The 24,771-nt window shown below is 51.3% G+C and carries 34 protein-coding genes; 17 read left to right on the top strand and 17 right to left on the bottom strand.

The window, feature by feature from the left end; all coding sequences use genetic code 11:
• Positions 1-10 precede the first annotated feature (10 nt).
• The 4 genes from ACZ5TN_RS04125 (at position 11) to ACZ5TN_RS04140 (ending at position 2,078) form a co-directional block, all read left to right on the top strand.
• The gene (locus ACZ5TN_RS04125) at positions 11-619 is read left to right on the top strand and encodes a nucleotidyltransferase domain-containing protein (RefSeq protein ID WP_011249296.1); all 609 of its coding nucleotides are present in this window, start codon (positions 11-13) and stop codon (positions 617-619) included.
• Positions 606-974 (top strand): HEPN domain-containing protein, encoded by a 369-nt coding sequence (locus tag ACZ5TN_RS04130; RefSeq protein WP_011249295.1) that lies wholly within the window; start codon positions 606-608, stop codon positions 972-974. The genes ACZ5TN_RS04125 and ACZ5TN_RS04130 overlap by 14 nt, the downstream gene beginning before the upstream one ends.
• The gene (locus ACZ5TN_RS04135; RefSeq protein ID WP_464917238.1) at positions 971-1,366 is read left to right on the top strand and encodes a hypothetical protein; all 396 of its coding nucleotides are present in this window, start codon (positions 971-973) and stop codon (positions 1,364-1,366) included. Before ACZ5TN_RS04130 ends, ACZ5TN_RS04135 begins: the two co-directional genes overlap by 4 nt.
• Positions 1,367-1,544: 178 nt before the next feature.
• Positions 1,545-2,078, top strand: coding sequence for an adenylate kinase family protein (locus ACZ5TN_RS04140; protein ID WP_464917239.1), 534 nt, complete (start codon positions 1,545-1,547; stop codon positions 2,076-2,078).
• On the opposite strand, the gene ACZ5TN_RS04145 is transcribed toward ACZ5TN_RS04140, so the two are convergent.
• Positions 2,045-2,581, bottom strand: coding sequence for a type II toxin-antitoxin system VapC family toxin (locus ACZ5TN_RS04145; RefSeq protein WP_464917240.1), 537 nt, complete (start codon positions 2,579-2,581; stop codon positions 2,045-2,047). The two genes, ACZ5TN_RS04140 and ACZ5TN_RS04145, sit on opposite strands and share 34 nt — an antisense overlap.
• Before the next feature lie 59 nt (positions 2,582-2,640).
• On the opposite strand from ACZ5TN_RS04145, the gene ACZ5TN_RS04150 reads away from it, so the two are divergent.
• The 6 genes from ACZ5TN_RS04150 to ACZ5TN_RS04175 are packed head-to-tail and all read left to right on the top strand — an operon-like array spanning position 2,641 to position 6,580.
• A complete protein-coding gene (locus ACZ5TN_RS04150; protein ID WP_464917499.1) occupies positions 2,641-3,408 on the top strand; it encodes a LamB/YcsF family protein in 768 nt (255 codons plus the stop codon).
• A 38-nt stretch (positions 3,409-3,446) separates the two neighbouring features.
• Positions 3,447-3,650 (top strand): antitoxin family protein, encoded by a 204-nt coding sequence (locus ACZ5TN_RS04155; RefSeq protein WP_011249290.1) that lies wholly within the window; start codon positions 3,447-3,449, stop codon positions 3,648-3,650.
• On the top strand, positions 3,631-4,020 hold the full coding sequence (locus ACZ5TN_RS04160) for a type II toxin-antitoxin system VapC family toxin (protein WP_011249289.1): 390 nt from the start codon (positions 3,631-3,633) through the stop codon (positions 4,018-4,020). The genes ACZ5TN_RS04155 and ACZ5TN_RS04160 overlap by 20 nt, the downstream gene beginning before the upstream one ends.
• Before the next feature lie 4 nt (positions 4,021-4,024).
• Positions 4,025-4,711, top strand: coding sequence for a 5-oxoprolinase subunit PxpB (gene pxpB, locus ACZ5TN_RS04165; protein ID WP_011249288.1), 687 nt, complete (start codon positions 4,025-4,027; stop codon positions 4,709-4,711).
• Positions 4,708-5,703 carry a 5-oxoprolinase subunit C family protein gene (locus tag ACZ5TN_RS04170; RefSeq protein WP_011249287.1) on the top strand — a complete coding sequence of 332 codons (996 nt, stop codon included), beginning with the start codon at positions 4,708-4,710 and terminating at the stop codon, positions 5,701-5,703. The genes pxpB and ACZ5TN_RS04170 overlap by 4 nt, the downstream gene beginning before the upstream one ends.
• Positions 5,704-5,728: 25 nt before the next feature.
• A complete protein-coding gene (locus ACZ5TN_RS04175) occupies positions 5,729-6,580 on the top strand; it encodes a GNAT family N-acetyltransferase (protein ID WP_011249286.1) in 852 nt (283 codons plus the stop codon).
• A 76-nt stretch (positions 6,581-6,656) separates the two neighbouring features.
• Here the strand turns inward: ACZ5TN_RS04175 and mce are convergent, their stop codons facing one another.
• From mce to ACZ5TN_RS04190, 3 genes are read right to left on the bottom strand one after another with little or no spacing between them, the layout of a single operon-like run.
• Positions 6,657-7,055: a methylmalonyl-CoA epimerase gene (mce, locus tag ACZ5TN_RS04180; protein ID WP_011249285.1), complete on the bottom strand. Its 399-nt coding sequence runs from the start codon at positions 7,053-7,055 to the stop codon at positions 6,657-6,659.
• On the bottom strand, positions 7,052-8,011 hold the full coding sequence (gene meaB / locus ACZ5TN_RS04185; RefSeq protein WP_011249284.1) for a methylmalonyl Co-A mutase-associated GTPase MeaB: 960 nt from the start codon (positions 8,009-8,011) through the stop codon (positions 7,052-7,054). The genes mce and meaB overlap by 4 nt, the downstream gene beginning before the upstream one ends.
• A gap of 40 nt (positions 8,012-8,051) precedes the next feature.
• Positions 8,052-8,486: a cobalamin B12-binding domain-containing protein gene (locus tag ACZ5TN_RS04190; RefSeq protein ID WP_011249283.1), complete on the bottom strand. Its 435-nt coding sequence runs from the start codon at positions 8,484-8,486 to the stop codon at positions 8,052-8,054.
• A gap of 122 nt (positions 8,487-8,608) precedes the next feature.
• Here ACZ5TN_RS04190 and ACZ5TN_RS04195 point away from each other — a divergent pair, with 122 nt between their 5' ends.
• Positions 8,609-9,265 carry a PHP domain-containing protein gene (locus tag ACZ5TN_RS04195; protein ID WP_011249282.1) on the top strand — a complete coding sequence of 219 codons (657 nt, stop codon included), beginning with the start codon at positions 8,609-8,611 and terminating at the stop codon, positions 9,263-9,265.
• A gap of 122 nt (positions 9,266-9,387) precedes the next feature.
• Here the strand turns inward: ACZ5TN_RS04195 and ACZ5TN_RS04200 are convergent, their stop codons facing one another.
• From ACZ5TN_RS04200 to ACZ5TN_RS04240, 9 genes are all read right to left on the bottom strand, one after another.
• A complete protein-coding gene (locus ACZ5TN_RS04200) occupies positions 9,388-10,146 on the bottom strand; it encodes an ABC transporter ATP-binding protein (RefSeq protein WP_011249281.1) in 759 nt (252 codons plus the stop codon).
• Positions 10,143-10,601, bottom strand: coding sequence for a hypothetical protein (locus ACZ5TN_RS04205; RefSeq protein WP_464917241.1), 459 nt, complete (start codon positions 10,599-10,601; stop codon positions 10,143-10,145). Before ACZ5TN_RS04205 ends, ACZ5TN_RS04200 begins: the two co-directional genes overlap by 4 nt.
• Entirely contained in the window at positions 10,598-11,365 is a 768-nt protein-coding gene (locus ACZ5TN_RS04210) for a hypothetical protein (RefSeq protein ID WP_464917242.1), read from the bottom strand. Before ACZ5TN_RS04210 ends, ACZ5TN_RS04205 begins: the two co-directional genes overlap by 4 nt.
• 4 nt (positions 11,366-11,369) lie before the next feature.
• On the bottom strand, positions 11,370-12,437 hold the full coding sequence (locus tag ACZ5TN_RS04215) for a hypothetical protein (protein WP_464917243.1): 1,068 nt from the start codon (positions 12,435-12,437) through the stop codon (positions 11,370-11,372).
• Positions 12,434-13,471 (bottom strand): hypothetical protein, encoded by a 1,038-nt coding sequence (locus ACZ5TN_RS04220; RefSeq protein WP_464917244.1) that lies wholly within the window; start codon positions 13,469-13,471, stop codon positions 12,434-12,436. Before ACZ5TN_RS04220 ends, ACZ5TN_RS04215 begins: the two co-directional genes overlap by 4 nt.
• 31 nt (positions 13,472-13,502) lie before the next feature.
• Entirely contained in the window at positions 13,503-14,456 is a 954-nt protein-coding gene (locus ACZ5TN_RS04225) for a hypothetical protein (RefSeq protein WP_464917245.1), read from the bottom strand.
• Positions 14,453-15,484 carry a hypothetical protein gene (locus tag ACZ5TN_RS04230; RefSeq protein ID WP_464917246.1) on the bottom strand — a complete coding sequence of 344 codons (1,032 nt, stop codon included), beginning with the start codon at positions 15,482-15,484 and terminating at the stop codon, positions 14,453-14,455. Before ACZ5TN_RS04230 ends, ACZ5TN_RS04225 begins: the two co-directional genes overlap by 4 nt.
• A gap of 45 nt (positions 15,485-15,529) precedes the next feature.
• Positions 15,530-15,784 carry a hypothetical protein gene (locus ACZ5TN_RS04235; RefSeq protein WP_464917247.1) on the bottom strand — a complete coding sequence of 85 codons (255 nt, stop codon included), beginning with the start codon at positions 15,782-15,784 and terminating at the stop codon, positions 15,530-15,532.
• Between the two features lie 330 nt (positions 15,785-16,114).
• Entirely contained in the window at positions 16,115-16,834 is a 720-nt protein-coding gene (locus ACZ5TN_RS04240; RefSeq protein ID WP_464917248.1) for a DUF72 domain-containing protein, read from the bottom strand.
• Positions 16,835-17,021: 187 nt separating this feature from the next.
• Here ACZ5TN_RS04240 and ACZ5TN_RS04245 point away from each other — a divergent pair, with 187 nt between their 5' ends.
• Positions 17,022-18,554: a dihydropteroate synthase-like protein gene (locus ACZ5TN_RS04245; RefSeq protein WP_464917249.1), complete on the top strand. Its 1,533-nt coding sequence runs from the start codon at positions 17,022-17,024 to the stop codon at positions 18,552-18,554.
• A 95-nt stretch (positions 18,555-18,649) separates the two neighbouring features.
• Here ACZ5TN_RS04245 and ACZ5TN_RS04250 read toward each other — a convergent pair whose 3' ends face one another.
• Together ACZ5TN_RS04250 and ACZ5TN_RS04255 are read right to left on the bottom strand one after the other, a co-directional pair.
• The gene (locus ACZ5TN_RS04250; RefSeq protein WP_464917250.1) at positions 18,650-18,949 is read right to left on the bottom strand and encodes a DUF3216 domain-containing protein; all 300 of its coding nucleotides are present in this window, start codon (positions 18,947-18,949) and stop codon (positions 18,650-18,652) included.
• Between the two features lie 10 nt (positions 18,950-18,959).
• Positions 18,960-19,718 carry a YchF/TatD family DNA exonuclease gene (locus ACZ5TN_RS04255; protein ID WP_011249272.1) on the bottom strand — a complete coding sequence of 253 codons (759 nt, stop codon included), beginning with the start codon at positions 19,716-19,718 and terminating at the stop codon, positions 18,960-18,962.
• Positions 19,719-19,800: 82 nt separating this feature from the next.
• Between ACZ5TN_RS04255 and ACZ5TN_RS04260 the strand changes: the two genes are divergently transcribed.
• On the top strand, positions 19,801-20,778 hold the full coding sequence (locus ACZ5TN_RS04260) for a DUF835 domain-containing protein (RefSeq protein WP_011249271.1): 978 nt from the start codon (positions 19,801-19,803) through the stop codon (positions 20,776-20,778).
• On the opposite strand, the gene ACZ5TN_RS04265 is transcribed toward ACZ5TN_RS04260, so the two are convergent.
• Both ACZ5TN_RS04265 and ACZ5TN_RS04270 read right to left on the bottom strand, forming a co-directional pair.
• Positions 20,773-21,018 carry a DUF504 domain-containing protein gene (locus tag ACZ5TN_RS04265; protein WP_011249270.1) on the bottom strand — a complete coding sequence of 82 codons (246 nt, stop codon included), beginning with the start codon at positions 21,016-21,018 and terminating at the stop codon, positions 20,773-20,775. The genes ACZ5TN_RS04260 and ACZ5TN_RS04265 overlap by 6 nt on opposite strands.
• Positions 21,015-21,737, bottom strand: coding sequence for an MBL fold metallo-hydrolase (locus ACZ5TN_RS04270; protein WP_464917251.1), 723 nt, complete (start codon positions 21,735-21,737; stop codon positions 21,015-21,017). Before ACZ5TN_RS04270 ends, ACZ5TN_RS04265 begins: the two co-directional genes overlap by 4 nt.
• 153 nt (positions 21,738-21,890) lie before the next feature.
• On the opposite strand from ACZ5TN_RS04270, the gene ACZ5TN_RS04275 reads away from it, so the two are divergent.
• Genes ACZ5TN_RS04275 through ACZ5TN_RS04290 form a run of 4 tightly spaced genes read left to right on the top strand, consistent with a single transcriptional unit; the run spans position 21,891 to position 24,725 of the window.
• Positions 21,891-22,970: a M20/M25/M40 family metallo-hydrolase gene (locus ACZ5TN_RS04275; RefSeq protein ID WP_464917252.1), complete on the top strand. Its 1,080-nt coding sequence runs from the start codon at positions 21,891-21,893 to the stop codon at positions 22,968-22,970.
• A 33-nt stretch (positions 22,971-23,003) separates the two neighbouring features.
• Positions 23,004-24,077 (top strand): HD domain-containing protein, encoded by a 1,074-nt coding sequence (locus ACZ5TN_RS04280; protein ID WP_464917253.1) that lies wholly within the window; start codon positions 23,004-23,006, stop codon positions 24,075-24,077.
• A gap of 50 nt (positions 24,078-24,127) precedes the next feature.
• Positions 24,128-24,400 carry a hypothetical protein gene (locus ACZ5TN_RS04285; protein ID WP_054840419.1) on the top strand — a complete coding sequence of 91 codons (273 nt, stop codon included), beginning with the start codon at positions 24,128-24,130 and terminating at the stop codon, positions 24,398-24,400.
• The gene (locus ACZ5TN_RS04290) at positions 24,375-24,725 is read left to right on the top strand and encodes a toxin-antitoxin system TumE family protein (RefSeq protein ID WP_054840418.1); all 351 of its coding nucleotides are present in this window, start codon (positions 24,375-24,377) and stop codon (positions 24,723-24,725) included. The genes ACZ5TN_RS04285 and ACZ5TN_RS04290 overlap by 26 nt, the downstream gene beginning before the upstream one ends.
• Positions 24,726-24,771 lie beyond the last annotated feature (46 nt).

A 24,771-nucleotide genomic window follows, 5' to 3' on the forward strand; every position in this document is an offset into this window, starting at 1 on the left:
AGGCACTATCATGCACGAGCTGCTCTCAACACCCGAACGTGTGAGGATCCTCGAAGAAGTTCTGCCGAAGAGTACGGTGGGGGTAGAAGAAGTCGCGAGAAAACTCGACGTCAGCAAGGGTCTGGTCTCAAAGACCCTTCACCTTCTCGTAAAGCACGGGATCGCCGCGAAAAAAGGGAGAAAGTTCCACATCCTTGACACTCCTAAAACTCGGGAGCTTAAGAGGTTTCTGAACTTCATTGTGCTTTCGGAAAGGCTCAAAGGACTCAAAGAAGACTGGATGCTCGGTCTTGGTGTTTACGGAAGCTTTGCCTCCGGAGAGAACAGGGAAGACAGTGATATTGACGTTTGGGTGTTCGCTAGGAAGGAGGAACTATTAAAGTCCGCGAGGCTAAAGAGAAAAATCTCCGAGCTGACGGACAGAGAAGTTGATCTGATAGTTTTAACGCCGTCGAGGCTATCAAGGCTCCAAAAAGAAGACCCTATCTTTTACTATTCCCTCGTCTACGGCTCGATTGTTATATGGGGTGAGAGACTTGACAGGATTCAGTCTTTGCTTAGAGCGGGGTCTGCTGAGAAGAGTTCCGCCTTCCAGAGAGAAAGCGTTGCTGAGCATTAAGAGGGCCGAAGAGTGGCTGGAAGAGGCCAAGAGGAACAGAGAGTTCGGCTCATACAGGACTTCCCTAATGGCCTCCTACCTCGCGATGTTTCATGCTGCCAGAGCAGTGCTTTTCCGCGACGGGTGGCGGGAGAAAAGCCACTACTGCGTCGCAAGGTACCTTGAGGAGTTCTACGTTAAAACTGGAAAGCTTGAGGGGTACTGGGTAGAGCTCCTCGACAGGATGAGAGAACTCAGGCATGAAGATCAATACGACGTCTCGTACACTCCCGAGCCCGATGAAGTTAAAGATGCCCTGAAAGTCGCTGAGAAGTTTATTGAAGTCATAAAGTCTCTCATTGGTGAGGAACAATGAAGCTCATAATCAAACCCGAAAAAGGCCTTGGGAAGATAGAGGTTGAGCTTTCTGAAGAGGTTTGGGGAGAGATAAAGAGGCTGAGTGAGCGCTATGGAGTTCCTCCGGAGAGAGTTATCGAGATTACCCTCACCAGCGAGTTCAGGAAGCCGAGGGGAGACCTTGAAGAGCTTGGGGGAAAGGTTAAGGAACTCGAAGAAAAAGTCTGGGAGTTGGAGAAGGAGTACGCACCGCTTCGCTTCAAAGCCTACGGGCTGAGTGAGGACAACAAGATCCTTGCCATTGAACTCACCGGCTTGATGGCCGAGAACAACCAGCTTAGGCGCTTCCTCAAGCTCCCGCTGAGGCGAGACCCGGAGCTGAGAAAGCTTATATCCTACTATATGAGATGAGCCTATGCGGATGATGACAGCGAATTGCACCGAGCGTTTGTGATGACGAGGACTGGCCCTGACGCCGTCCCGGGCGGGCAGTGAAGAATCCAAGACGGGCTGAGCAGGGGCGATGACGTACCCTATGAGCGCCGAGCCCGTCCGGGGCGTGATTTTAAATTCATATGGGGGTGTGATAATGATAATAGCGGTAACCGGAACACCAGGTGTTGGAAAAACGACTATATCAAAGCTCTTGGCTGAGAAACTAGGCTACGAGTACGTCAACCTGAGAGACTACGCCCTTGAGAAGGGTATAGGTGAGATGAAGGGAGAAGAACTTGAGATAGACGTTGATGAACTCAGGGAGACCTTTGAAAGGGACTTCCAAGGTAAAAACGTTGTCGCGGACAGCCATCTGAGCCACTTCCTCAAGGCTGACCTTGTGATAGTCCTCAGGGCGAACCCGAAGCTGATAGCGGAAAGGCTGAAGGAGAGGGGCTACGGCAGGGAGAAGCTCGGGGAGAACGTCGAGGCCGAGCTCGTTGATGTTATCCTCGTCGAGGCGCTTGAGGAGAACGAGAACGTGATTGAGGTGGACACAACAGGAAAAACGCCAGAGGAAGTCGTTGAGGAGATACTTAACCTCATACGAAGGGGCGTTAAGAGAAGGGTTGGCATCGTGGACTGGAGCGAGGTCTACGACGAAGTTCTTCCATACCTGCGCCTTTGAGGTCTTCTCTTCCGCTTTCTCTTTGGTATTAGCCTTACTGGACTCCCGCAGTCGGGGCATATCCCTCCCGGCGGCATCTCCTCGAACTTTTTCCCACAGCCGATGCAGACGTAGTTCCAGCGGATGACCTTTTTTATCCCGCGCTTTAGGGTTCTGAACTCGATTCTCAGCGTTCTCGCGATGTTCTGGAGGTTGTAGTCGTCGGTGAGGAGCACTCCGTTCACCTCGTAGGCCAGCGCGAGGACCTCTATGTCGGCCTCGCTCAGCTCTCCGAGCTCTCCCGTCCTCTTTGCCGCTTCCCTAACGGCTTCTATGCTCTCCCTCGACGGAAGAACCACCTTAACCTTGCCCGCGCTGATGAGTCCCTCAATAAAGAGCCTCGACTCTGGGTCTTTGACTTCCTCAACGACACCAGGGGTGGTTAAACCTTCCACATCTGCCCCCTGGATGAAGAAGGCAGAGTCTATGACCGCTTTTTTCCTCCCTTCCTTTTCATCGTCCATAATGAAACCTTGGAGAAAGGCTTTTTTAGATTTGCGTCGAAACGAAGTCGGTGAGGAATGTGAAGGTCGACCTCAACGCTGACCTCGGCGAGAGCTTTGGGAGGTATAAGCTCGGCCTCGACGAGGAAGTTATGAAGTACATCACCTCGGCGAACGTCGCGACGGGCTGGCATGCGGGAGACCCCCTCGTCATGAGGAAGACGGTAAAGCTCGCGAAGGAGAATGGTGTAGCCGTTGGCGCTCATCCGGGCTACCCAGACCTTCTCGGCTTCGGCAGGAGATATATGAAGCTCACTTACGATGAAGCAAGGAACTACATCCTCTACCAGGTGGGGGCGCTCTACGCCTTTGTAAGAGCAGAAGGCATAGAGCTCCAGCACGTTAAACCTCACGGTGCTCTCTACAACGCCCTCGTGAAGGAAGAAGAGCTCGCCCGCGGGGTAATCGAGGGAATAGCGGACTTCGACAAAAACCTGATCTTCGTGACCCTCTCCGGGTCGAGACCTGCGGAGATTGCTGAGGAGATGGGCGTTAAGGTTGCCCACGAGGTTTTCGCAGACAGGGCCTACAACCCTGATGGAACCCTCGTCCCGCGCTCGAAGCCCGGAGCGGTGATAGAAGACAAAGAAGAAATAGCCGAGCGCGTGATTTCGATGGTCAAGGACGGCGGCGTTAGGGCAATCAACGGTGAGTGGGTCGAGCTGAAGGTAGATACCATCTGCCTCCACGGAGACAACCCGAAAGCTGTAGAGATAGCCGCGCACATCAGGAAAGTGCTGGAGGAAGAAGGTGTTAAGATAGTGCCGATGAAGGAGATAATCCGTTAGATTTATGGATATGTAGCGAAAGTATACATGGTGAGAAAATGGGTGTCATTGAGGCTGTTTATGAAAATGGCGTGTTGAAGCCTCTGAAGAAACTGACACTTCCAGAAAAGAAAAGGGTCAAGATAATAATACTCGACGAATTCATACGGGACTTAAACGACGTATTTGGGCTGTTTGAAGAAGACATCGACCTTGAGAAGCTCCGGAAGGAGTGGGACAGGGATGTATCTAATAGACACTGACGTAATAATCGACGTTCTTCGAAAGGTCGAGGGCTCAAGGGAGTTCATCCTCGAACTGGTCAAGGAGGGGGCTTTTATTTCAACAGTAACGATTGCAGAGCTGTTTTCTGGTAGAGACACAAGAGACCCTATAAAACGTGAAAAACTCCTTCGCTTTTTGTCTCATTTTGAAGCTTTATCGGTGACAACTGAAATCGCGGTTCTAGCCGGAGAACTTAGGAGGGACTACGGACTTTCCCTCGGAGATGCGATAATAGCGGCTACTGCAACAGTTTACGGTCTCACGGTCGCTACGGGAAATGTAAAACACTTTGGTAGGATTAAAGACCTTCCAGTTTTGGTCCCACCGTACAGGAATTCCAAAGGGTGATACTGTGAATATAAAGCCCCTCGGAGACTCCGCCCTTCTCATTTCCTTCGGCGAGGTCATAGACGACGAAGTGAACGCGAGAGTCCACGCCGTTGCGAGGGCAATTGAGGGAAAAGACTTCGGGTGGCTGGTTGAAGTCGTTCCTGCTTACTCTTCTCTGGCGGTGATCTTCGACCCGCTGAAGGTTACCTTTGAGGACGTTAAGAAGGCCGTTGAGCCGTTGCTTGATGTAAGCACTGGAGCCTTCAAGGGTCGGAAAATCGAGATACCCGTCCTCTACGGCGGTGAATACGGCCCTGATATTGAGTTCGTAGCGGAATACAACGGGCTGGGCGTTGACGATGTCATCGAGATACACTCCGGAAAGACCTACCGCGTCCATTTCCTCGGCTTCCTGCCGGGATTTGCATACTTAAGTCCCGTCGATGAAAGGATAGCAACCCCAAGGCTGGAGAGACCGCGTCTAAAAGTTCCTGCAGGTTCGGTTGGGATAGCTGGAAGGCAGACCGGCATCTATCCAATCGAAAGCCCCGGCGGCTGGCGGCTCATAGGGAGGACTCCGCTGAGGCTCTTCGATCCAAGCAGAGAACCGCCGACCCTGCTCCAGCCAGGCGATGAAGTGAGGTTTGTACCAATCAGCGAGGAGGAGTTCGTGGAGCTTTACAGGGGCGAATGGAGGAGTAAGCAATGATTGAGCTCCTCAGCGTCCCATCACTCTTAACCGTTCAGGATGCGGGAAGAACTGGCTACCGAAAGCTCGGCGTTCCGGTCTCGGGCTTCATGGACGACTTCTCGGCCAGGGTAGCCAACTACCTCGTCGGAAACCCCGGCGATTTTCCGCTCCTTGAGTTCCTTCTAGCGGGGCCAAAGATGAGGTTCAACGCCTCGGTGGTTTTTGCGGTGGCTGGGGACGTTGATGTAAGGATCAACGGAACACCAATCGAACCCTGGACGAGCTACTGGGCGAAGAGGGGGGATATCCTCGAAGTTGGGACTTTGAGGAGCGGCCTCTACGGCTATATTGCCTTTGCGGGCGGAGTAAAGTGCGAGAAACTTTTGGGGAGCTGTTCGGCCTATCCAAGGGCCGGCCTCGGGAGGCCGCTTAAAGCGGGCGATAGGCTTAGTGTTGGCTACGCTCTCTTAACGGGCAGGGAAGGTTGCTCTCTGCCTCGAAAGCTGAAGCCGGACTATTCGGGCGATAGCGTGGAAATCCGGGTCGTCCTCGGCCCAGATTTGGAACACTTCACCGAGAACGGTATCGAGACCTTTCTGAGCTCTGCCTACGTAATAACGCCAGAGAGCGACAGGATGGGCTACCGGCTGGAGGGGCCGGTTATTGAGCACTCCGAAAAAGGGCCCGACATCGTTACCAGTCCTTTAGTCCCCGGAAGCATCCAGGTTCCGGGAAGCGGAAGGCCGATAGTTATGATGCGCGATGCTCAGACTACTGGCGGCTACGCGAAGATAGCGACCGTGATAACGGCCGACCTTCCGTTTCTGGCCCAGAGCAGGCCCGGTACTGAAATCATGTTCAAGAGAGTAGCTCCGGAGGAAGCACGGGAGATACTAAAAAGGCGTGAGAAAACCCTTGAAGCGATTCGGAAGTTTCTTGATGGAGAGATGAGGGCTTACTCGGTGAGGGCGCTCGGAAAAGAATTTCTCCTGTTCGCCGGGAAGATCTGAGAAGGAGTTGCTAGGGGGTGTTAAATTGAACCTCGAAATAAGAGTCGCAACCCTGGATGATGTTAAGGGAATAGTTGATGTTCACACTGCTGGGGAAGAGCTCTCGGGATTTTCCGTTCGTGAAAGATACCTCCGCGGCGGCCCCTGGATGAGCGTAGAAACGTGCGCCGTCCACATCAATGCCCTCCTTCTTGAGGGTCAGTACCCCATAGTAGCCGAGCTGGACGGGAGGATCGTTGGTGAGGCGGAGGTCTTTCTCTCGGAAGAGCAGATAAACGGGGAGATGATGAGAATAGCCCACCTGGATGTCATAGAGGTTCACCCCGACTTTAGAGGAAAAGGAATCGGCAGGGCGATTATCGAGTACATTGAGGGCAGCTTCGCAGGAAAAGCGGAGCTCCTAACAACCCAGCCGGACGAGGAAGCAATTGGATTTTACAGGAAGCTAGGCTTCCACGAAGTTCTCTACGAGAACTGGCTTGTGGAAGTCCCCACTGCCAAATCCAGCGGGGACAATGTTCGGCCCCTTAAGTTTTTTCCCTGGGAGAAGGTGAAAGGCCTTGAACTGGTCGCCGGCAGATTTCAGAGTTCCTATGACATGTGGTTCTCAAGCTTTAAAGACATCTTCGCTGGAGTACACGAGCTCGCGGAAGCTGGGAAGGTAGGCAACTCCTACTACGTCCTGAAGCCTTTGCCAGGTAGGCCTAGAAAGGCAAGCCTCTTCCTCTGGGGAGATGAGAAAGACATCCCCGGAGCGATAGGACGGGCTGGAGAGATAGGGTTTAAGAGTGTCCTGACGGTGCTAGACGAGAAGACAGCCAACGCTTTAAGCACGGAAAAGAAAGGAAAGGTACCGATAATAGCGAAGCGGCTTTAGTTTTTTCAGCCTCTAAAACCATTTGAGTTAAAAACCGCAAAAAACTTCCAGAAGCCTAGAGAAATTAAAAAGAAGTTCAGTCCCTCTGGCAGAGCTCCAGGAGGACACCGGTGACGGACTTCGGGTGGACGAAGGCTATCTTGGCCCCGCCAGCTCCGATCCTCGGCTTCTCGTCTATGAGGCGGTAGCCGGCTTCCTTCAGCTTTTCGAGGTGCTCCTCGATGTTGTCAACGCCGAGGGCTATGTGGTGTATCCCTTCACCGCGCTTCTCAATGAACTTGGCTATCGGAGAGTCCTCCGAAGTGGCCTCAAGAAGCTCAATCCTGCTCTCCCCAACGTGGATTATGGCCGTCCTGACCTTCTGGTCGGGAACTTCCTCGATCTCATCAACCTTAAGCCCAAGGCCCTCCCAGACTTTTATGGCCTCCTCAAGGTTCTTAACGGCAATACCAACATGGTCAATCTTCTTTATCATACCTTCACCCCCAGTGCCTTTTCAATAACCTGATCCGCGGCAGAGTACGGGTCAATCTCTCTCTTAACAACCCGTTCAATCAGTGTGGAGATTTCATCCTCGGAGAGCTTTTTGCCAACGGTTCTCGCTATCCTGTCCGACACAATTGTTTTTATCTCCTCTTCTGCCCTGAAGCGCCTCTTCTTCTCAAGCTCGCCGCTCTTCTCAAGAAAAGCCTTGTGGTCGTTTATTGCCTTCCAGAGGTCGCGGATGCCCCTCATCGTGGTAGCGACGGTCTCGACTATCGGCGGCCGCCAGCCACGCTTCTCCCAGCGTTCCTTTTCGAGGTCGAGCATCAGGTTAAGCTCGAAGTAGGTGGCGTCGGCCCCCTCCTTGTCGGCCTTGTTGATGACGAAGATGTCTGCTATCTCCATGAGACCGGCCTTTATTGCCTGGATGTCATCCCCGAGGCCGGGAACGGTGACAAGGACAACCGTATCTGCTGTTTTTACGATGTCAACTTCTATCTGTCCGACTCCGACGGTTTCAACGAAGATCACGTCACAGCCGTAGGCGTCGAGGACCTTTATCGCGTCGTTGGTGGCCTTGGCCAGTCCACCCAGAGAACCCCTCGTTGCCATGCTCCTTATGAAGACTCCCGGATCAGTTGAGTGCCTCTGCATCCGTATCCTGTCCCCAAGGAGGGCACCGCCTGTGAAGGGAGAAGTCGGGTCTATCGCTATAACGCCTACGACTTTACCCTCTTCCCTGGCCACCCTGATCAGCTTGTCGAGTAGTGTTGACTTTCCTGCCCCCGGTGGCCCGGTTATTCCGACTATGTAGGCTTTTCCGGTGTATGGATAAATCTTCGAGACGATCTCCCGGGCCTTTTCCTCGTCGTTCTCGACGAGGGTTATAAGCCTCGCGGCGGCCCTCTTGTCTCCCTTGAGCATCCTCTCAATAAGCCCGTCTATCATCTTCACCACGCTGGATTAATCATCCAGAAAAGATAAAAAGTTATGCGTTCTCCCTGAACTTCTTGAGCTTTGGCACGTTCTCGTCTATGAACTTGATTATCTCGCTTATCGGGCTTCCCGGGCCGAAGACCTTGGCGACACCCATCTTCTCGAGCTGCTCGGCGTCGTCGGGCGGGATTATACCCCCAGCGAGCACGAGAATGTCCTCGTTGGGCTTTATTCCCCTCTCCTCAAGAAGCTTGAGTATCTTCGGTATCAGGACCATGTGGGCCCCAGAAAGGATGCTTATACCAAGGACATCAACGTCTTCCTGGATAACGCTCTCGACTATCTGCTCCGGAGTCTGCCTGATGCCGGTGTAGATGACCTCAAAACCCGCATCCCTGAGGGCTCTGGCTATGACCTTTGCGCCCCTGTCGTGGCCGTCCAGACCCGGCTTGGCGATGAGAACCCTAACCTTTGAGCGTTCGACCATGAGCACCACCGTCCTAACTTAGGCGCAGGCCTATTTAAACCTTTGTCAAACTTCAAGGTCTTCCTTTACTTTGGATATTTTGTCCAGAAGCGTTTTAAAGCCCGAGTGCATTTACCATGAACATGCTCGAATTCCCGCACGATACCCACACGCACACCGTATATTCGGACGGGATTGGCTCGATAGCTGACAACATAGCCTCAGCCGAGGAAAAAGGTCTCAAACTTCTTGGAATAACCGACCACAGCCACTACGTAGTTGGCAAAACGTTCAACCGCTACATCAGGGAGATAAGGCGGTGGGGAAATGAGTCCGAGATAACGGTTCTCACTGGCATAGAGGGGAACATAACCCCCAACGGCGTCGACGTTCCTGATTTCGTTGCTGAAAAGCTCGATTACGTTATAGCTAGCGTCCACGAGTGGGTTGATACTCCAAATGAGTACCTCGACCTTGTGAAGCTCGCCCTGATGGATGAGAACGTGGACGTGATAGGCCACTTTGGGGCAAACTTCCCCTACGTCGGATTTCCCTCGGTGGAGGAACTTAATGAAGTCCTCGAGCTAGCTGAAGCCAAAGGAAAGGCTTTCGAGATAAGCTCCCGCTATCGCGTTCCCGAGCTGGATTTTATCCGGGAGTGCATAAAGAGGGGGATAAAGCTTACCTTCGCGAGCGACGCTCACTTTCCCGAGGGAGTTGGAAACGTGGGCTGGAGCGAAAAGGTCTTTAAGAAGGCTGGCGGAAAGAAAGAAGACCTCCTCTTCGAGGAGTTCCTCTGAGGGCGATGATGAGTTCAGGTCTCCCCGGCTGAAACGTGATGACCTGGACCCGTGCCTGAGCAGACATAACAATCTTCATATCTTCATACGGCAAAAAATTAATAAATCCAAAATATGATTTTTCAAACGCTGGTGGGAGTTTGCCGACCCTCCTGCCCGGGGGAGGGGCTTTCCTTGGCTCCTCCCTCTTTTGAACGTCTTATGCGCGGTTTAAAGAGCTTCTCGACATCTTCCTGCACTTCTTCGGCCCTTCCGCTCAACACGAGCTTCCCGTTCCCAATCACGACGACCCAGTCCACTACAGGCATCAATGGCTCCCAGATGTGGCTGATTATCACGAAGCTTCTCTTGCCTTTCATGCCCTCGATGACTTCGACGACTTTCTCCATGCTGTCGAAGTCAATGTTGGCCAGCGGCTCGTCGAGAAAAACCAGCTCTGGCTCCCCCACAAAGGCCTGAGCGAGTGAAATCCTCTTCAGCATCCCAGACGAGTACTCGCTTATCCTTTTGTCCAGGAAGGAGGTCGCATCGAAGAGCTCTGCAGCTTTAATTATGGACTCCTCACCAACTCCCCTGCTCTCTGCGAAGAACTTCAGCCACTCCCTTCCCGTCACGAACTGCGGAAACGCAGGAGGGTCATAGGCAACGCTGAAACGCTCCTTGACACTCCTGTTGTTCCACGGTCTCTCTCCGAACACGAGGATTTCTCCCGAGGTCGGCCTGTAAACGCCTGTGGCGAGCTTGAGGAACGTGCTCTTTCCGCCACCGTTGGGACCGAGAATGAGCGTTACACCTTCAAGAATCTCAACGGTAATCCCGTCAAGGGCCTTGATGCTCCTGAAGTGCTTTTTAAGGTCTCTGGCCTCTATTATGGTCTTCATCTCCCCCACCTCCAGATGATAAGGGCAAGGAGTAGCGCAAAAATTGACCCGCTAACGTAGAGGGCGTTCTGGACTTCTCTGGTCGGATAGTTTTTGACGAAGCGGAATGAACATGAGACCTCGTCGGTGTGGTTGTTGATGACCAGGTAGTCCCCTTCCCTTGGAAGAACGATCTGGTACCTCGCATGGCCGTAGACGGTGTGCCTGTCCACCAACTTCCCTGTGATGATGTCGTAGACCTCAACTATTCCGTTGCCGTTGCAGGAGACATTTACGAGCGAACTCGTGGGGGTGTAGATCGTAACCTGGCTCATGTCGGTGCGGTTTCCCTCCTTTGATGTCGTGAGGAAGGCCGGCCCAGCGGAGCCTATCCTGTCCTCGTAGGAGCTGTAGACCCATAGTGAGCCGACGGTGAGCATCAGCATGGCCGCAAGGAGGGCCGCCCAGAACCTCATACGACATCCCTCCTTCTGATGAGAACCCACGAGAGGAGGAAGATCACTATTGGGACGACAATCCCCCACTCAAGGTAGGCGGCCTTGAACACATTGAAGTCGGTACTTCCACAGAGGTGTAAAGCGTTTATGAAGAGCGCTGGTGGCATGCTCGAGTTTCCGAGTATTTTGGGCGCGTATATGACTGCAAACCCTGCCATGAAGGCGAGGAAGGCGTTGGGGGAGGCAAGGGAAACCAGAGTGGCGACCGCTATTAGGTAGAGCACGAGGAAAGCAACGAGGAGCAGTGCATCGCTGAGGAATCTTGAGGTTATCTCTGGGAGGTAGCCGGCTATGCTGGCGTATGTTGTTATGGCAACGTAAGCGAAGGGCAGAAGGAGCATCAGGAACCCGTAGATTAACAACGAGATGAGCTTGATGCCGAATATTTCGTCGTTGGAGTACGGGAGGGAGTAGACAGACTTTGCAACGCCGCTGTCACGGTCATAGCGGAAGGTCAGCGCGCCGAGCAACAGTATCAGAAAACCTGCGAGGGTCCAGACGTCTTCGAGACTGAGCATGCCTTGAATGGACGTTGATACTCCACTGGCCTGGGAAGCTCCAAAGAACAGGAAGTCTGCCCCAGATATTGAACCCACTGCACTTCCTACGTACATGATTGACTGCTTCATTGACATTCCAACAAGCAGTATTCCAAAAAACAGCAGAACGACCTTTATCAGGTCGTTCATTTCCCATCTAAAAAGGGTGTAGAGCCTTCCCATTCAATCACCCCCCTCTCTTGTCACTCGCCTTGATATTTAGCACGAGGCCTAGGCCCAGTAGTACGAGGGAAGCGTAAAAGAGATAGGCGGCTTTTGCTATTGGCTTGTTGAATGAGACCTCTCCTTTGACATTTTCTCCAGCAATTTTGAACGATCTAAGGACGAGACCACTGGCGTATGATTCTTTATGCTCGACCTCCACCTTATACTGACCGTATTCGTCCGTGAAGTGAGCATCCAAGATACCGACTGCCCATAGATCGGGTCCATCGTTGTAAGTGGCGATTAGCTTTCCGTCGGATGCGTCGAAGGTGTATATTAGTGTCCCCATCAGAATTGAGAGGATGTTGTAGCCCTTCCCAAACGGCTGGGTGATGTTGAGAGCATAGGCCTCTGTCACTACGGTTTTTGTGGGAGGATAGAACTGGGTGTATCTTCCTTTTAGGACTCTCTCGTTGTCAATTCTGGCGTCTTGAATCTTTATGCTTATCGGGTATAAGCTGAAGCTGTCCCCCTTGTTTAACGGGTTCGCAGGGTCATCAAAAAGCATCGTGTGCCCGTAGTCCATATTTCCCTTTATGACATGGTAATCCTTCACGCGGATTAGGTACTCTCCACTGATGACAACTTTCTTCACATGGAATCGGTACCATTTCCAGTCTTCAAACCCCAAATCGTGGCTGTTTTCGACCTCGGTCTCTATTACCTCTGACTCGTTCCAGAATACGGGTGGCGATATATCCTTTGGGAGGGTCGTGCTTATGCTGACGTTGTAAAGGGTTACCTGTACGTTTGAGCGTATGTAATCCCTCTCCTTTTTGAGGCGGAACTCTACAATCGTGTCGTTGAACGTCCTCAGTATGTATAGAACCCCTGAATAATTGTAAACCATCAGCGAGGTCTGAATCCACTCCGGCCTATCTCCCTGTGAAAGCCGGTACTGGATGTACGGCTCATATCTCATAGCGGCATACTCGATGTAAACTCCCGGTTTGGTCCAGTAGGGTGCTGCGGAGACTGCCGGAAGTGTAAGTATTAAAACCAAAGGGAAGGCTAAGAAGTCTCTTTTCACTTTTTCACTCTCCGTGAGCTTTTAATTCCCAGAACTGCCCCAACTAAGATTAGGGAACCGTAGAAAACATACTTGGCAGGCGTCCCTGGTTTAGGGAAAGGAACTTCTTCGGCCTTTTGAAACTGGGCGTTAGTATCGTAAAGTAGCAATGTGCCTGCCCATGTGAAACTGTTCTTTACAAACTGGTCGTAAGCCACATGCTCGTCCATGAACATTGCAAAGGGTATTCCTATTGCCGAAAGATCGGGAGAAATCATTACTGAGAGAGTTGTCGGAGCAAGCACGAGTCCAGTGGCAGGATCGTAACGTATACCTCCCCCTGTTGGACTTGTGAATTCTACAATGCCTTTTATTACAAGCGGGGGGCCCACCAGGGAGAGAGTGTCCACGGGAGGCCCGAATTCTCCGTAGTACGTTTTTAAAGCTTTGTCCATGGAGGAGATTCTGTTTACTCTCATCGTCCAGTTCAAGTCTGGGAGAACAAAGAAGGTCTCGTTTTCCTGGGGAGCTGTGCTCGGGTCGATGTCCACCCACAGGAAGGTGTGGCCGTAATAAGTTCCGTTCATGTCAAAGACGGCACCGTCGATTTCCCTTATCCTGTAAACTCTGATGATCCTAAGACTGCGAAGGTACACTTTGTAATAATCTGTCTCCGAGTCTATTGAGCTTGGAGAGGTCTCAATCTTTATAACCGCCCCATCGCCCCATATCGGAGTCAGATTTTTTCCCTTGGGGACGCTGACTCCCAGGGTTACGTTTCTCATCTCGATACGAACCCCTACCGTTAAGTAGCCGTTCTTTTCTTCCAGTACCCTGAACCTGACGTGGACATCATCGTAGACCCTGATTCGGTATAACGTGCCGTTGTGGATGTAAGTAATGTATGCGGTTCTAATTAACTTTGGAGAAGTCCCCTGGGAAATCTTGTACTGGATGTACGGGTCGTACCGCATGGCCGCGTACTCTATGTAAACTCCAGGCTTGACCCAGTATGGGATCGCTGAGACGAGTGGAAGCGTGAGTACTAGAATCAAAGGGAAGGCTAAAAAGCCTTTTTTCACTTTTTCATCCTCCGTGAGCTTTTAATTCCAAGGACTGCTCCAACAAGAGCAAAGAGGCATAGAACACATACTTGGTAGGAGTTCCTGCCTCAGAGAATGGGACCGTCTCGACCTCCTGAAACTGGGCATTGGTATCATAGAGGAGGATACCAGAGGGCCAGTTAGTTGCCTTATCATGTTCTCTCGTATACATGCCCTTCTGATCGGTAAATAGGGCGAAATGGATTCCAATGGCAGCCAGATCTGGAAACATTGCAACGGGCAGGGTGGAGGGGACAAAGACGAGGCCCGTTGAAGGGTCGTACACTATGGAAGTTCTAAATGCTGGAGTCATTTCGACACCTCCTGGGAGCTGTGGATCCCCTACGAGACGAATGGTGGATACTGGAGGTCCAAACGGGCCAAAATACGTATTGAGTCTGACGTCCATACTTCCCAAGGATTTAACGTGCGCCTTCCAGTTATTGGCTCCAGGAAGGATCATAAACGTTTGATTTTCACGAGGTGAATCCCCTGGGTCTACCCAGAGAATCGTGTGTCCGTAGAATGTTCCGTTAAGGTCAAAAACTGAGCTATCATTCTTCCGTATAAGGTAAAGACCGGATATCACATAGTAAGGTATTCCAACCTTTCCCTCCTTCCCGACACTCTTACTAGTGTACGCGATACTCACGTTCCTCATTTTAACAACTGCCCTGACTGTGAAGAACTCATTTGTTTCGTTGAGAATTTCAAATTTGATGAAGGTGTCATTACGTGCTATGATCTGGGCGTATATCCCATTGCCGACGGAATATAGAAGGGCAGCGGTACTCTTGTCCGCGTGTTCCACTAGATAAGGATCATACCTCGGGGCTGCGTACTCAACATAAACTCCCGGTTTGACCCAGTACGGTAGTGCATATACAGGAGAAACAAAAAGAAACATTATACACACCAAGCCGGGGAATGCTTTCATCGCTTATTCCTCCACAGTGCGAACACGACAAGTAACACAAGAAAGGCCATAGGTACAATGTATAGATACTTAGTGCTTGTTTCTGGTTTTGAAAACTGTGCCGTCTCAGCGACCCCAAACTCCGCATTGGTATCGTAAAACCCTATTCCGTATGTGTAGAGCTTTCCTTTCTCTTTGTGGTTCTCACTCATGTACATGCCCCACTGATCCATAAAGTATACCATCTTAATTCTGCATGCCGCGAGATCAGGAGCTGTTGGGAAAAAGCCCGTAACGAACATGCCGGTAGATCCATCGAAATACAGGATTGCATCGGTTCCTGAGAACGAAACCCCCCCAACAGGGGTCTGTATACTCCCACCTCCCGCGGTTCTGACGTAGATCACTGGCTTCTTGAAATTGGAAGTTTTAGTGATTACAGTCACGTCCAGAGGAGTAACGTTCACCACCTTTGAAACGGAATTGCCTGCGAAGCCAACAAGCTGAAACGGTTGACCAACCATTATAGGAGCATTGCCTAGATCATCCCAGAGGATTGTGTGGCCGTAGTTTGTGCCTGTGGTGTCAAAGACCATGCCGTCCTCCTTTCTAATCTTGTAAGTGCACGAGTATCCTGCCTCTGTGACGTTGAATAACGTCTCATTGTTAAGATTCTTCTTTGAGATCAGAGCAGATTTTGGCCATAATATAACCGTCTTGTCTCCAAACTGCTTTATTGTTACGTTAAACATTTCCAAACTCAGATTCATGAGCAGGTAGTCCCCTTCATCGCCCATGATTGTGAATGTCAAATATGTGTCTCCCCGAGCAGACATCTGGATATAAGTTCCATTGGTCTCAAGAATAACATCACCCGTTGAGAGGAACACGTTCCCTGATTTGTACTTTTGAGCAATTTTTTCGTGTCTTAATGCGGCATACTTAACATAAACTCCCGGTTTGACCCAGTATGGCGTGGCTTCAACTGGATATGAACCAATTAGTACAATCAAAAGAATGAAAAGTAATTTCAGGTTTTTGCCCTTCAAGACATCACCTCCAAGTAGTTCATAAAGAAAAAGAGGACGGCACTCTCAATATGCTGGCCAGTGGGCAGACGCCACTACGGTCTCTGGGGCATCTGGAGCAAGGACTACTGTCTTCACGGTGATTCCTGTGTTGTCTGGATACTTGTAGACCCCATAAGAGTATGGATCAAGCTTGTTAATCAGGCCACCATCTCCATACCTGTAGGTTATCTCGTAGTTGGTGTATGGATGCTGGACATCATACTTGACCCCGACTTCTGCATAGGCCCAGCCATATCTTCCAGCATGTCTCTGATGCACTGAAGTGACTCTCCACTGAGTCGCTGCTGCGAACCCTGCTGTCACTACCAAGAGACCGAACAGCACGGCAACAAGCTTCTTCATGGCGCCGACCCTCCTGCCCGGGAGAGATTGTACATTCTATCAGGCAGTATCATGAATACTAAACCCATATTTAAGTATTGCTTGGACTCTTAGTTAAAAAAATGAAAAATAAATCGATCTATAACTGGATGGATAAAATATCCTTTACAGATAACTAGACATTCGCAAAGTTATATAATCCAGTTGTAAGAACTTTAATTTTTCAAAATCAATAATAGTGAAAGAATGCTATCAGACCCCAAATGGTTAACCGGCTAGCAGAGTCTTGAACCTCTTCGCGTCTTTGCACATGTCCGAGTTGTTGAAGAATACGAAGCTTTCACCCCTATTCCAGCCTATCACTCTCTCCTTAACCTTCTGAAGCTCTTCCTCGCTGTAGGAGTGGCTGTAGATTATTCTCCCGTTTTCATAGCGACCGTGCAGGCGGTAGTAGCTGACATCCCCCGTGTGAAGTGGAATCCTGACGAGCGGGTCTGTGACATCTATGACGTCGAACTCCCTCACGAAGCGCTTAATTCCCTTCTCGCTCCAGCCCCTCAGCTCGACGGCTATCTCAAAGTTTCCCCTGTCTATCATCTCGAAGAACTTCTCCGCGTTGGCAAAGCTCTCATCACTCTCCCTGAAGCTCTTCGGTAGCTGGATGAGAATGAACCTCGCGCCGAGGGTTTTTGCCTCCTTCAGCGTTACCCTCCAGAAGTGAAGGACGTCGCTCGTTGGCCTGAGCAGACCCACGTCTTTTCCGGGTTTTACGTTGCTCCTCCTCCAGGTCGGGCTGTTGGCTGGGTGGGTTACTCCCTGGAAGGCCTTTATCGAGAATGTGAAGCCCTCGGGAGCTTCTTTCCTCCAGCGCTCCAGCGTCTTCTCCTGGAGAATCCGGTAGAAAGTCTGCTGCACCTCGACTGCGTCAAAGTCTCTAAAGTACTTACTCCGAGCCTCACAGAAGCCGCAGGTTCCAACCTTTATCATGCCACCACCGAAAGCTTTTAGCGGAAAGGTCTAAAATACTATCGGGCCGATGAGGAGGGTGGGCACTCCCCGACCGGTGAGGCCTGGGGGGAGGATTCCGAGGCCCGATGAAGAACTACTCCCGCCTGAAGGGTGATGAGCCACCTACCGGCGGAGGGCTTTTAACCACAGCATCCAACTTTTCTTCATGCCTAAGAGAATCCTCCTCGTGACTGGGAAGCTGGCAGAGCCGCTCGTGAGGAAGTACGGGAGAGGATGTGATGTTTTCGTAGCCCCTGTGAGCGTCGCCGCCTTCCTCACCCCTGAGCTGATCGTTAGATACCTGAAAAAAGCCGGGATAAAAAGCGAAGACTACGATTTTATCATCATCCCTGGCCTTGTAAGGGGTTCTGCTCGAATCATCGAGGACGAACTTGGGATTCCGGCCTTCAAAGGGCCGAGGAATGCGATGGATCTGCCACAGGTTCTGAAGGCTCTTGAAGAGGGCTTCAAGCTCAGCAAGGAAGTTCCTGCAGATGACCTCTTTTCCTTCGATGCGCTTAAGAGAGTTGAGGACATCAGAAACAGGGCGAAGAACAAGAACTATATTGAAGAGGCCCTGAAAAAGCCCTGGAACGTTATCATCGGCAACCTTCCGGCAGGAAGGGACTTTCCCGCGAGGATTCTCGCTGAGGTAGTCGATGCCCCCAAGCTCGGCGTTGAGAAAACCGTCGAGAGGGCTCTCTACTACCTCCGTGAAGGTGCGGACATAATTGACATCGGCATGGTTGCAGGGGAGAGGAACCTCGAGTTTGTAGACGCGATACCTGAAATCCGAGAAAAGCTAAAAGAGGCTGGTTTTGAAGCTCCCATCAGCTTTGACTCTCTAAACACTCCTGAAATCGAGAGGGCGCTTGACTACGCCGACCTCTTTTTGAGCGTCGATGAGAGCAACCTTGAGGCCCTTGTAACGGAAAAGCCCGTCGTTTTAATACCAACAAACCAAAGGGAGGGCTACTTCCCCACCAAGCCTGCTGAAAGGGTTAAGTACCTCGAAAAGCTCAAGGAGAAAGCCCTAGACCTCGGCTACAAAACTATCATCCCCGACCTGATTCTCGAACACGTTCCCCACCTAGCGCGCTCGGTTACGGCCTTCCAGCTCTACCGCGAGAGAAACCCGGACGATGTCCTCCTCGCGGGAGTTGGGAACGTGGTAGAACTCTACGACGCCGACAGCGTTGGAATGAACGCCCTTCTCGCGGGGATTGCAAAGGAGCTTTCCATAAACCTCCTCCTGACAACGGAGGTAAGCGCGAAGGCGAAGGGTTCGGTTAGGGAGCTGAGAAGGGCTGTCGATATGAACCTCTTTGACATGCCCAAAGACCTCGGCTTCGACCTGCTAATCCTCAAGGAGAAGAGGGAAGCGGAGTGGCGCTTCGAGCCTGCCAATGAGGTTGTGGAGGCACAGAATAGGCCTGTCGAGCTTGAGCCAGTTTACTTCCGTATTTGGGTGGAGAGAGGCAAGATATGGGTGAACGCCCATAAGGGAACCGAAGCTGTTCTTACAATAGTCGGCGATGAGCCGAACGCAATAATCGACACAGTTCTTGAGCACTTCGAGATAAGTCCAAGACACGCCTTCTATCTCGGCAGGGAGCTTGAGAGGGCTTACACGGCTTTAAAGCTGAGGAGGAGCTACGTCCAGGAGGTTAAGCTGTTTCGAGAGTTCTATACGGAATGAAAATAGCCCAAACCTCCGAACTCTAACAAAGTCCCCTATATCCCCCAGTTCAGGGCAAAGACAAAGGTTTGGTACGATTGAAAAAACTTCAAATTCTAACCTTCTTCCTCAAGGTAGGGTATCCCCGGCTTCCTGAACTGCTCGTCCAGCTCGGCCCTCTTCGCCTTTATCTTCTCGTAGAGCTCCTTCACCCTCGGTTCATCGTACTTCTCTTTCAAAACAGTGAGGAGGCCCTCGGCAAAGCCAAGGATGGAGACTTTGATGAAGTCCTCCCCGCGCTTGCTCTCGAGCCCCCCGTTCATCCTCACGAAGGCATCAAGCCTTTCCAGAAGTCCCTCCTCACCGAGTTCATTCAAAAGCGCCTTAAGCTCCTCAACCTCTGGAATCTCAACCATTCCCCTCACCTCAGAGCTTTAAGTCGAAGAACTGGATAGTGTTCTTCTCGGTCACCTTCTCAACCTCTTCAAACTCCAGACCCTTTATCTCCGCTATCCTTCTCACCGCGTACTCCACGTTCCAAGGGTAGTTCTTCTCACCCTTGTAGGGGCTCATGTAAGGAGCGTCCGTTTCAACGACGATGCTTTCAAGAGGGAGCACTTCGGCGGCCTTTCTCACCTCTGGAATGAAGTCTATCCCCGTGTTTATCCCGATGATGTGGCCGTTCCCAACTATCTCCAGGGCAAGCTCCGCAGGCCCGCTGTAGGAGTGGAAGTAGGCTTTAACTCCAGCCCTCTGGATCGCTTCAAAAACCTCCCTCTCAGCATCCCTCGCGTGCAGGACGACGGGTTTGTCGAGTTCGACGGCAAGATTCAGGAAGTGGTGGAATATCTCCCGCTGGTTCTTCCTTTCTTCCTCGGTTTTAGCGTAGTAGAAGTCGAGGCCTATCTCCCCAACGGCCACTATCTCATCGGCGTGCTCACGTATGAACTCCTCGACCCTTTTAACTTTCTCCCAGTTGCCCCTCCTAGCTTCGTTGGGCGCGTAGCCGAGCGTTGGGAAGACGAAGCCAAAGTATGGCTCCAGCAGTTCCCAGCTCTTCCAGACGTGGAACTTCCTGTATTCAGTTATCGAGTCCACGACCGCCTTAAGGTGCTTTTTGCTCTCCTCGACCACCTCGCCTGCTCTCCCCTTGAACATCTCAATGTGGCAGTGGGCGTCTATCATCTTCTCTCCCGTTCCCAGAATCGCCCTCCACAGAAAAGCTTTTCTGTTAGTTTGTGAATATTAAGAATGGTAGGTGTGATCAATGACTTCTCACCCCAACCCCCAGGTTATCATGAACGAGATAATTGAGAGGTTAAAGAGACTCAGCCCAAAGGAGCTTCTGAGCTATGCTATCTTCAATGAGGAGGACGAGGCAAAATACTATGCCGAACTTGCCGAGAAGGCGAAAAGAAAGAGTGTGAGAGCCCTGTTTAAAAAGATGAGCAGGGAGAGCAAGGGGCATGAACTCCTCCTCAGAAGGACGTTTGAGCGGCTCTTTCCAGGAGAGGAGCCCGTTAAGGTAGATGTTCCCCCAGTGGAGGTCTATCCATTCTATCCTGAGTTTGAAAAGGTTGAGGACTACATAAGGGCGCTGGAGTACTGCATGGAGAGCGAGCTCTTCGCAAAGAGGACTTATGAAATATTGGCTGGCGTTGCCGAGAACGAAGATGTCCGGGGAATAGCCTTCGAGCTTTCACAGATTGAGCAGAAACACTACGAAGAGATAAAGAAGGTCTACGATATCGTTATCTCCTTTGAGCGCAGGCACGTCTTTATAGAGAGGCTAGGATCGGGTGCTTATCTGGTAACCGACGACGAGAAAGCAAAGTACATTCTCTTAGATATGCTGACGGAAAACAGGGAAGTGATAGCAGTTATAAGGGAGCACCCGGACAAGTTTAGAGAGCTCACTGAGATAGACAACGTGATATGGGTCTCAAAAATCTCAGAGGAATACCCCGGGAAGGTAGTGCCCCCAAAGTTCGTCCCCGAACTCAAAGGCGAGCTCCTTAAGTTCCTCAAATCTGCAAAAGAAAACGGAAAGCAGGGAGTTGTGTTTGTCCAGAATGTTGGTTACCTGGTTGTTGAACTTGGCTTCAAGGATGCAATGGATTTTCTGCTCTACGTAAAGGACGCTGCCATGGTCTACAATGGGTACATCATAGTAAGCGCCAATCCGGATGCCTTTGAGAAGAAGGAGTGGGGCCTGCTCACGTCTGAGTTTGAAGTTATACTATAGCTTCTTCGTCTCCCAGATGACTTTTCCATCCTTTCTAACGACGCGCAGGATTCTGTGGTAGGGTATCTGGGCTTCTCCAACGAAGAAGTAGCCGTGTCCGAGCTCGATAAGCTCGACCGGTATTTTCTTTTCCCCACCATAAGCCCCCCTGTGCTCGATGACAACGTAGTAGTCCTCCTCCTTCTCCCGCGGGTCGTACTTTATCTTCGCCAGCACTTCCTTAACGGAGCCCTTTCTCATGGGAGCCACCTCAAGACTTCCCTTAAGTTCTCTTTCCAGTCCCTTATGTAGTCGCCGTGCCCTGGGAAGCCGAAGTCAACGTCAAACTCAGCCAATCTCTCCAGGCTCTCCCTGAGCGCCCAGCCATCTCCAGTCGGGAGATCCGTCCTGCCGACTGTCCCCTTGAAGACCGTGTCGCCCGTGAACATGACCCTGTGCTTTCCGTCGTCGAGGTAAAGGCAGGAGCTTCCAGCGGTGTGGCCGGGAGTGTGGACAACCAAAAGCTCAAGCGAGCTGACATTCAGTTTGTCTCCATCTTCAAGCTTGAAGTCTACTTGATGTGGCTCAAACCGCCTGCCGTAAAAGTACGACAGGATCACACCTTCGTCACCGCGTTCGAGCACGTTTGCGGTTATCTTGTGTGTGGCAAAAGACACCTCAATTCCACGCTCTTCCAGCCAGCGTTGCAGAACCTTGTTTCCCCCAACGTGGTCAAAGTGCTCGTGCGTGTTGAAAATCGTTACGTGCTCAACATCGGTAAGGTAGCCCTCTCTCTCCCAGATTTCAGTGTAAACGTGCCAGTTTATTCCAGTCCCGGTGTCAATTATAAGGGCTTCCTCTCCGTCTCTGACGAGGTAGATGTTGGAGTCCCACCCTATCCCACGGAGCATAACAACGTGGGGCGGAACCTCAATCGGGATGAGCTTGCTGGGAAAGCCCTCGCCGGGACTTACACCCATTATTTCACCTCCAGAAAGGGGCTCAAGGGGGGACCGCGTCTTCATCTCGGGGGGAGCGAGTCCCCGTCAGGAGGGATGAATCTCTTCATCGCCCTAAGATGTTACAAAGAGACGTTTATAAACCCAGCCCCCCAATCTGATTAGGTGACCCAAATGAAGACTGAACGCGCGAAGGAGATCCTCCTTCAGCTCTTGAAGATACCCTCCCCATCCGGGCAGGAAGACAGGATAATGCTCCACATCATGGAGTTCCTCCACAGGCTTGACTACGACGTTCACATCGAGAGCGACGGCGAGATAATTGACCTCGTCGTGAATCCAGATGCTGAGCTTTTCTACGAGGTTCACGTCGACACGATCCCGATAAGAGCTGAGCCCTTCGTGAGGGGTAACATCATCTACGGAACCGGCGCGAGCGACATCAAGGGTGGAGCGGCTGCAATACTCCTCATGATGGAGAGCCTGAAGAAAGAGGGCAAAGACCTGAACGTCGGCGTCGTCTTCGTCAGCGACGAAGAACTTGGCGGACGCGGAAGTGCCCTCTTCATGGAGAGGTATAGGCCGAAGATGGCGGTTGTCCTTGAGCCCACCGACCTTGAAGTCCATATAGCCCACGCAGGCAACATCGAGGCCTACTTTGAGGTGGACGGCAAGGAAGCCCACGGTGCCTGTCCAGAGAGCGGTGTCAACGCTATTGAAGAGACCTACAAGATGCTCAACGAGCTGAAGAACCTTGAACCCTTCAAGCAGAAGGGCAAGTACTTCGACCCACACATAGGCATTCAGGAGCTCCTCTGCGAGAACCCCGTCTATCTCATTCCAGCCCTCTGCAAAGGCCGCCTTGAGGCGAGGCTTTTACCGGATCAGGAAGTCGAGGACGTTCTCGACCTCATGGATCCAATCCTCGACGAGTACACGCTGAAGTATGAGTACACGGAGATATGGGACGGCTACGAGCTTGATCCAGATGAGGAGATAGTCCAGCTGGCCAAAGCCGCGATGAGGGAGGTCGGCCTCGATGAGTTCGGCGGTATGAGGAGCTGGACCGATGCGATCAACTTCATGTACAACGGAACCAGAACAATAGTCTTCGGTCCCGGCAACCTCGACATCTCCCACACAAAGTACGAGAGGATAGACGTTAGGGACGTCGTTACCGCGAGCGAGTTCCTGAAAGTGCTCAACGACGTTTACGCTGAAGGACTGGAGAAAGTTGAAAAAGAGCTGAGTTGACCTCTTTTCCCTTATTTTCCTGGAGGTCTAGAGATGAAGCTTGTCCACGACCCGGCTCACGGCTACATCGAGCTCGATGAGTTCGCGAGGAAGCTCGTGGACACCCCAGAGTTTCAGAGGCTTAGGAGGATAACCCAGCTCGGCTTCGCTTTTTTGGCGTACCCCTCAGCGAGGCACACCCGTTTTGAGCATTCACTTGGAACCTTCCACCTCGCAAAGAAGATTCGCGCTCACAACCCTGAAATAGGGGAAGGAGCCTTATACGCGGCGCTCCTTCACGATATAGGCCACTACCCGTTCTCGCACACCCTTGAGGGCCTCTACCCGAGGCACGAGGAAAACACGCTCTGGGTTATAGAACATGGAAGCGTCGGAGACGTAATCAAGGAGAACTATTCGACCCAGGAGTTTAAGAAGCTCTTAAAGCATCCAATCGTCAGCGGCGACATAGACGCAGACAGGATGGATTACCTCGTTAGGGACGCTTACTACACAGGGGCAGCCTACGGCGTCGTTGACCTCGAACGGCTCGTGAGGAACCTGAAGTTCGATGGGAAAATGCTCGTGGTTGAGGAAAAAGGAATAATGGCGGCCCAGAACCTCCTGCTTTCGAGGGCCATGATGTACCCGACCGTTTACTTCCACCATACGGCGAAGATAGCGGAGGCCATGCTGAGAAAGGCCGTCGAGATTGAAGGGATATCCTTAGAGGAGATCCGTATCATGGATGAGATAGACCTAGTTTCGAGGCTCAGAAGTAGCGAAAAGCCGGAAGTTAGGGAGCTTATAAGGGCCATAGACGACAGGAAGCTCTACAAGAGGGTTTACTGCTCGAACAAAGAGCTTGATGAAAAGACAATTTCAACCCTGAAAAGAGAGCTTCAAGAGGAGTTTGGCCATTCTGCTCTCTTAGACTACCCGCCAAAACCCAAGTACGAGGAAAGGAACGCCTTCGTGAAGATTGGAAGCGAGACGAAGAGGCTCAGTGAGGTTTCGCCCCTCGTCAGATCCCTCGTGGAAATGAAGGACGTGTACTGGAGATGGTGTGTCTACGCCAGGGGGGATGTGAGAGAGGACGTGGAAGTGTTCCTGAAAAAGCTTTTTTAGACCAGTACCTTAATTAGACCAGTATCTTAATACTAGTTCAGGTGAGAAGTGTGAGTGAGGTAGTAGTTACCAAGGACGAGGTAATCATGTATGAAAAGCTCAAGCTAATATCTGAACTGGCGCCAATACGGGAAAGAATAGCCGAGTTTGAGAGAAAGTACGGTGTGAGTTTTGAAGAGTTCGAAAAAAGGATAAGAGAAAAGGATGAGAGTTTTGAAGCGTGGGACGATTACATAGAGTGGAAGGCTTACGTTAGAAAGTTCAGAGAGCTTCAAAAGAAGCTGCGGGAGATTGAGAATGCTCAGAGAGTTAGAATTGCTTGAGAAAAGCGAGATAGTCAGGTCTTATGATATACTCGACTACAAAGAAGGTTCAGATTTCTATTTTCTGAAGATACGCACGGAGCTAATTGATGGAAGTGTTCTCCATATTCGAGAGTTCGTATCCAACGAGGAGTACAACTACTCCTTTCAATGGCAGAGGGACAGTGAGCTGATAATAAGGTGGGACAATGCACCGCACCACAAGAATCTACCTACGTTCCCACACCATAAACACGTCGGTAGTGAGAAGAACGTGCTTCCATCATCAGAAATCACTTTAGAGGAAGTACTGGGAGTCATCTCTTCTTACATCCAAAACCCTTAAGTGATCCAAAATCACCACGTCACTCTCAATTCTCAACTGGGAAAAG

Source organism: Thermococcus sp. JCM 11816 (assembly GCF_055396515.1).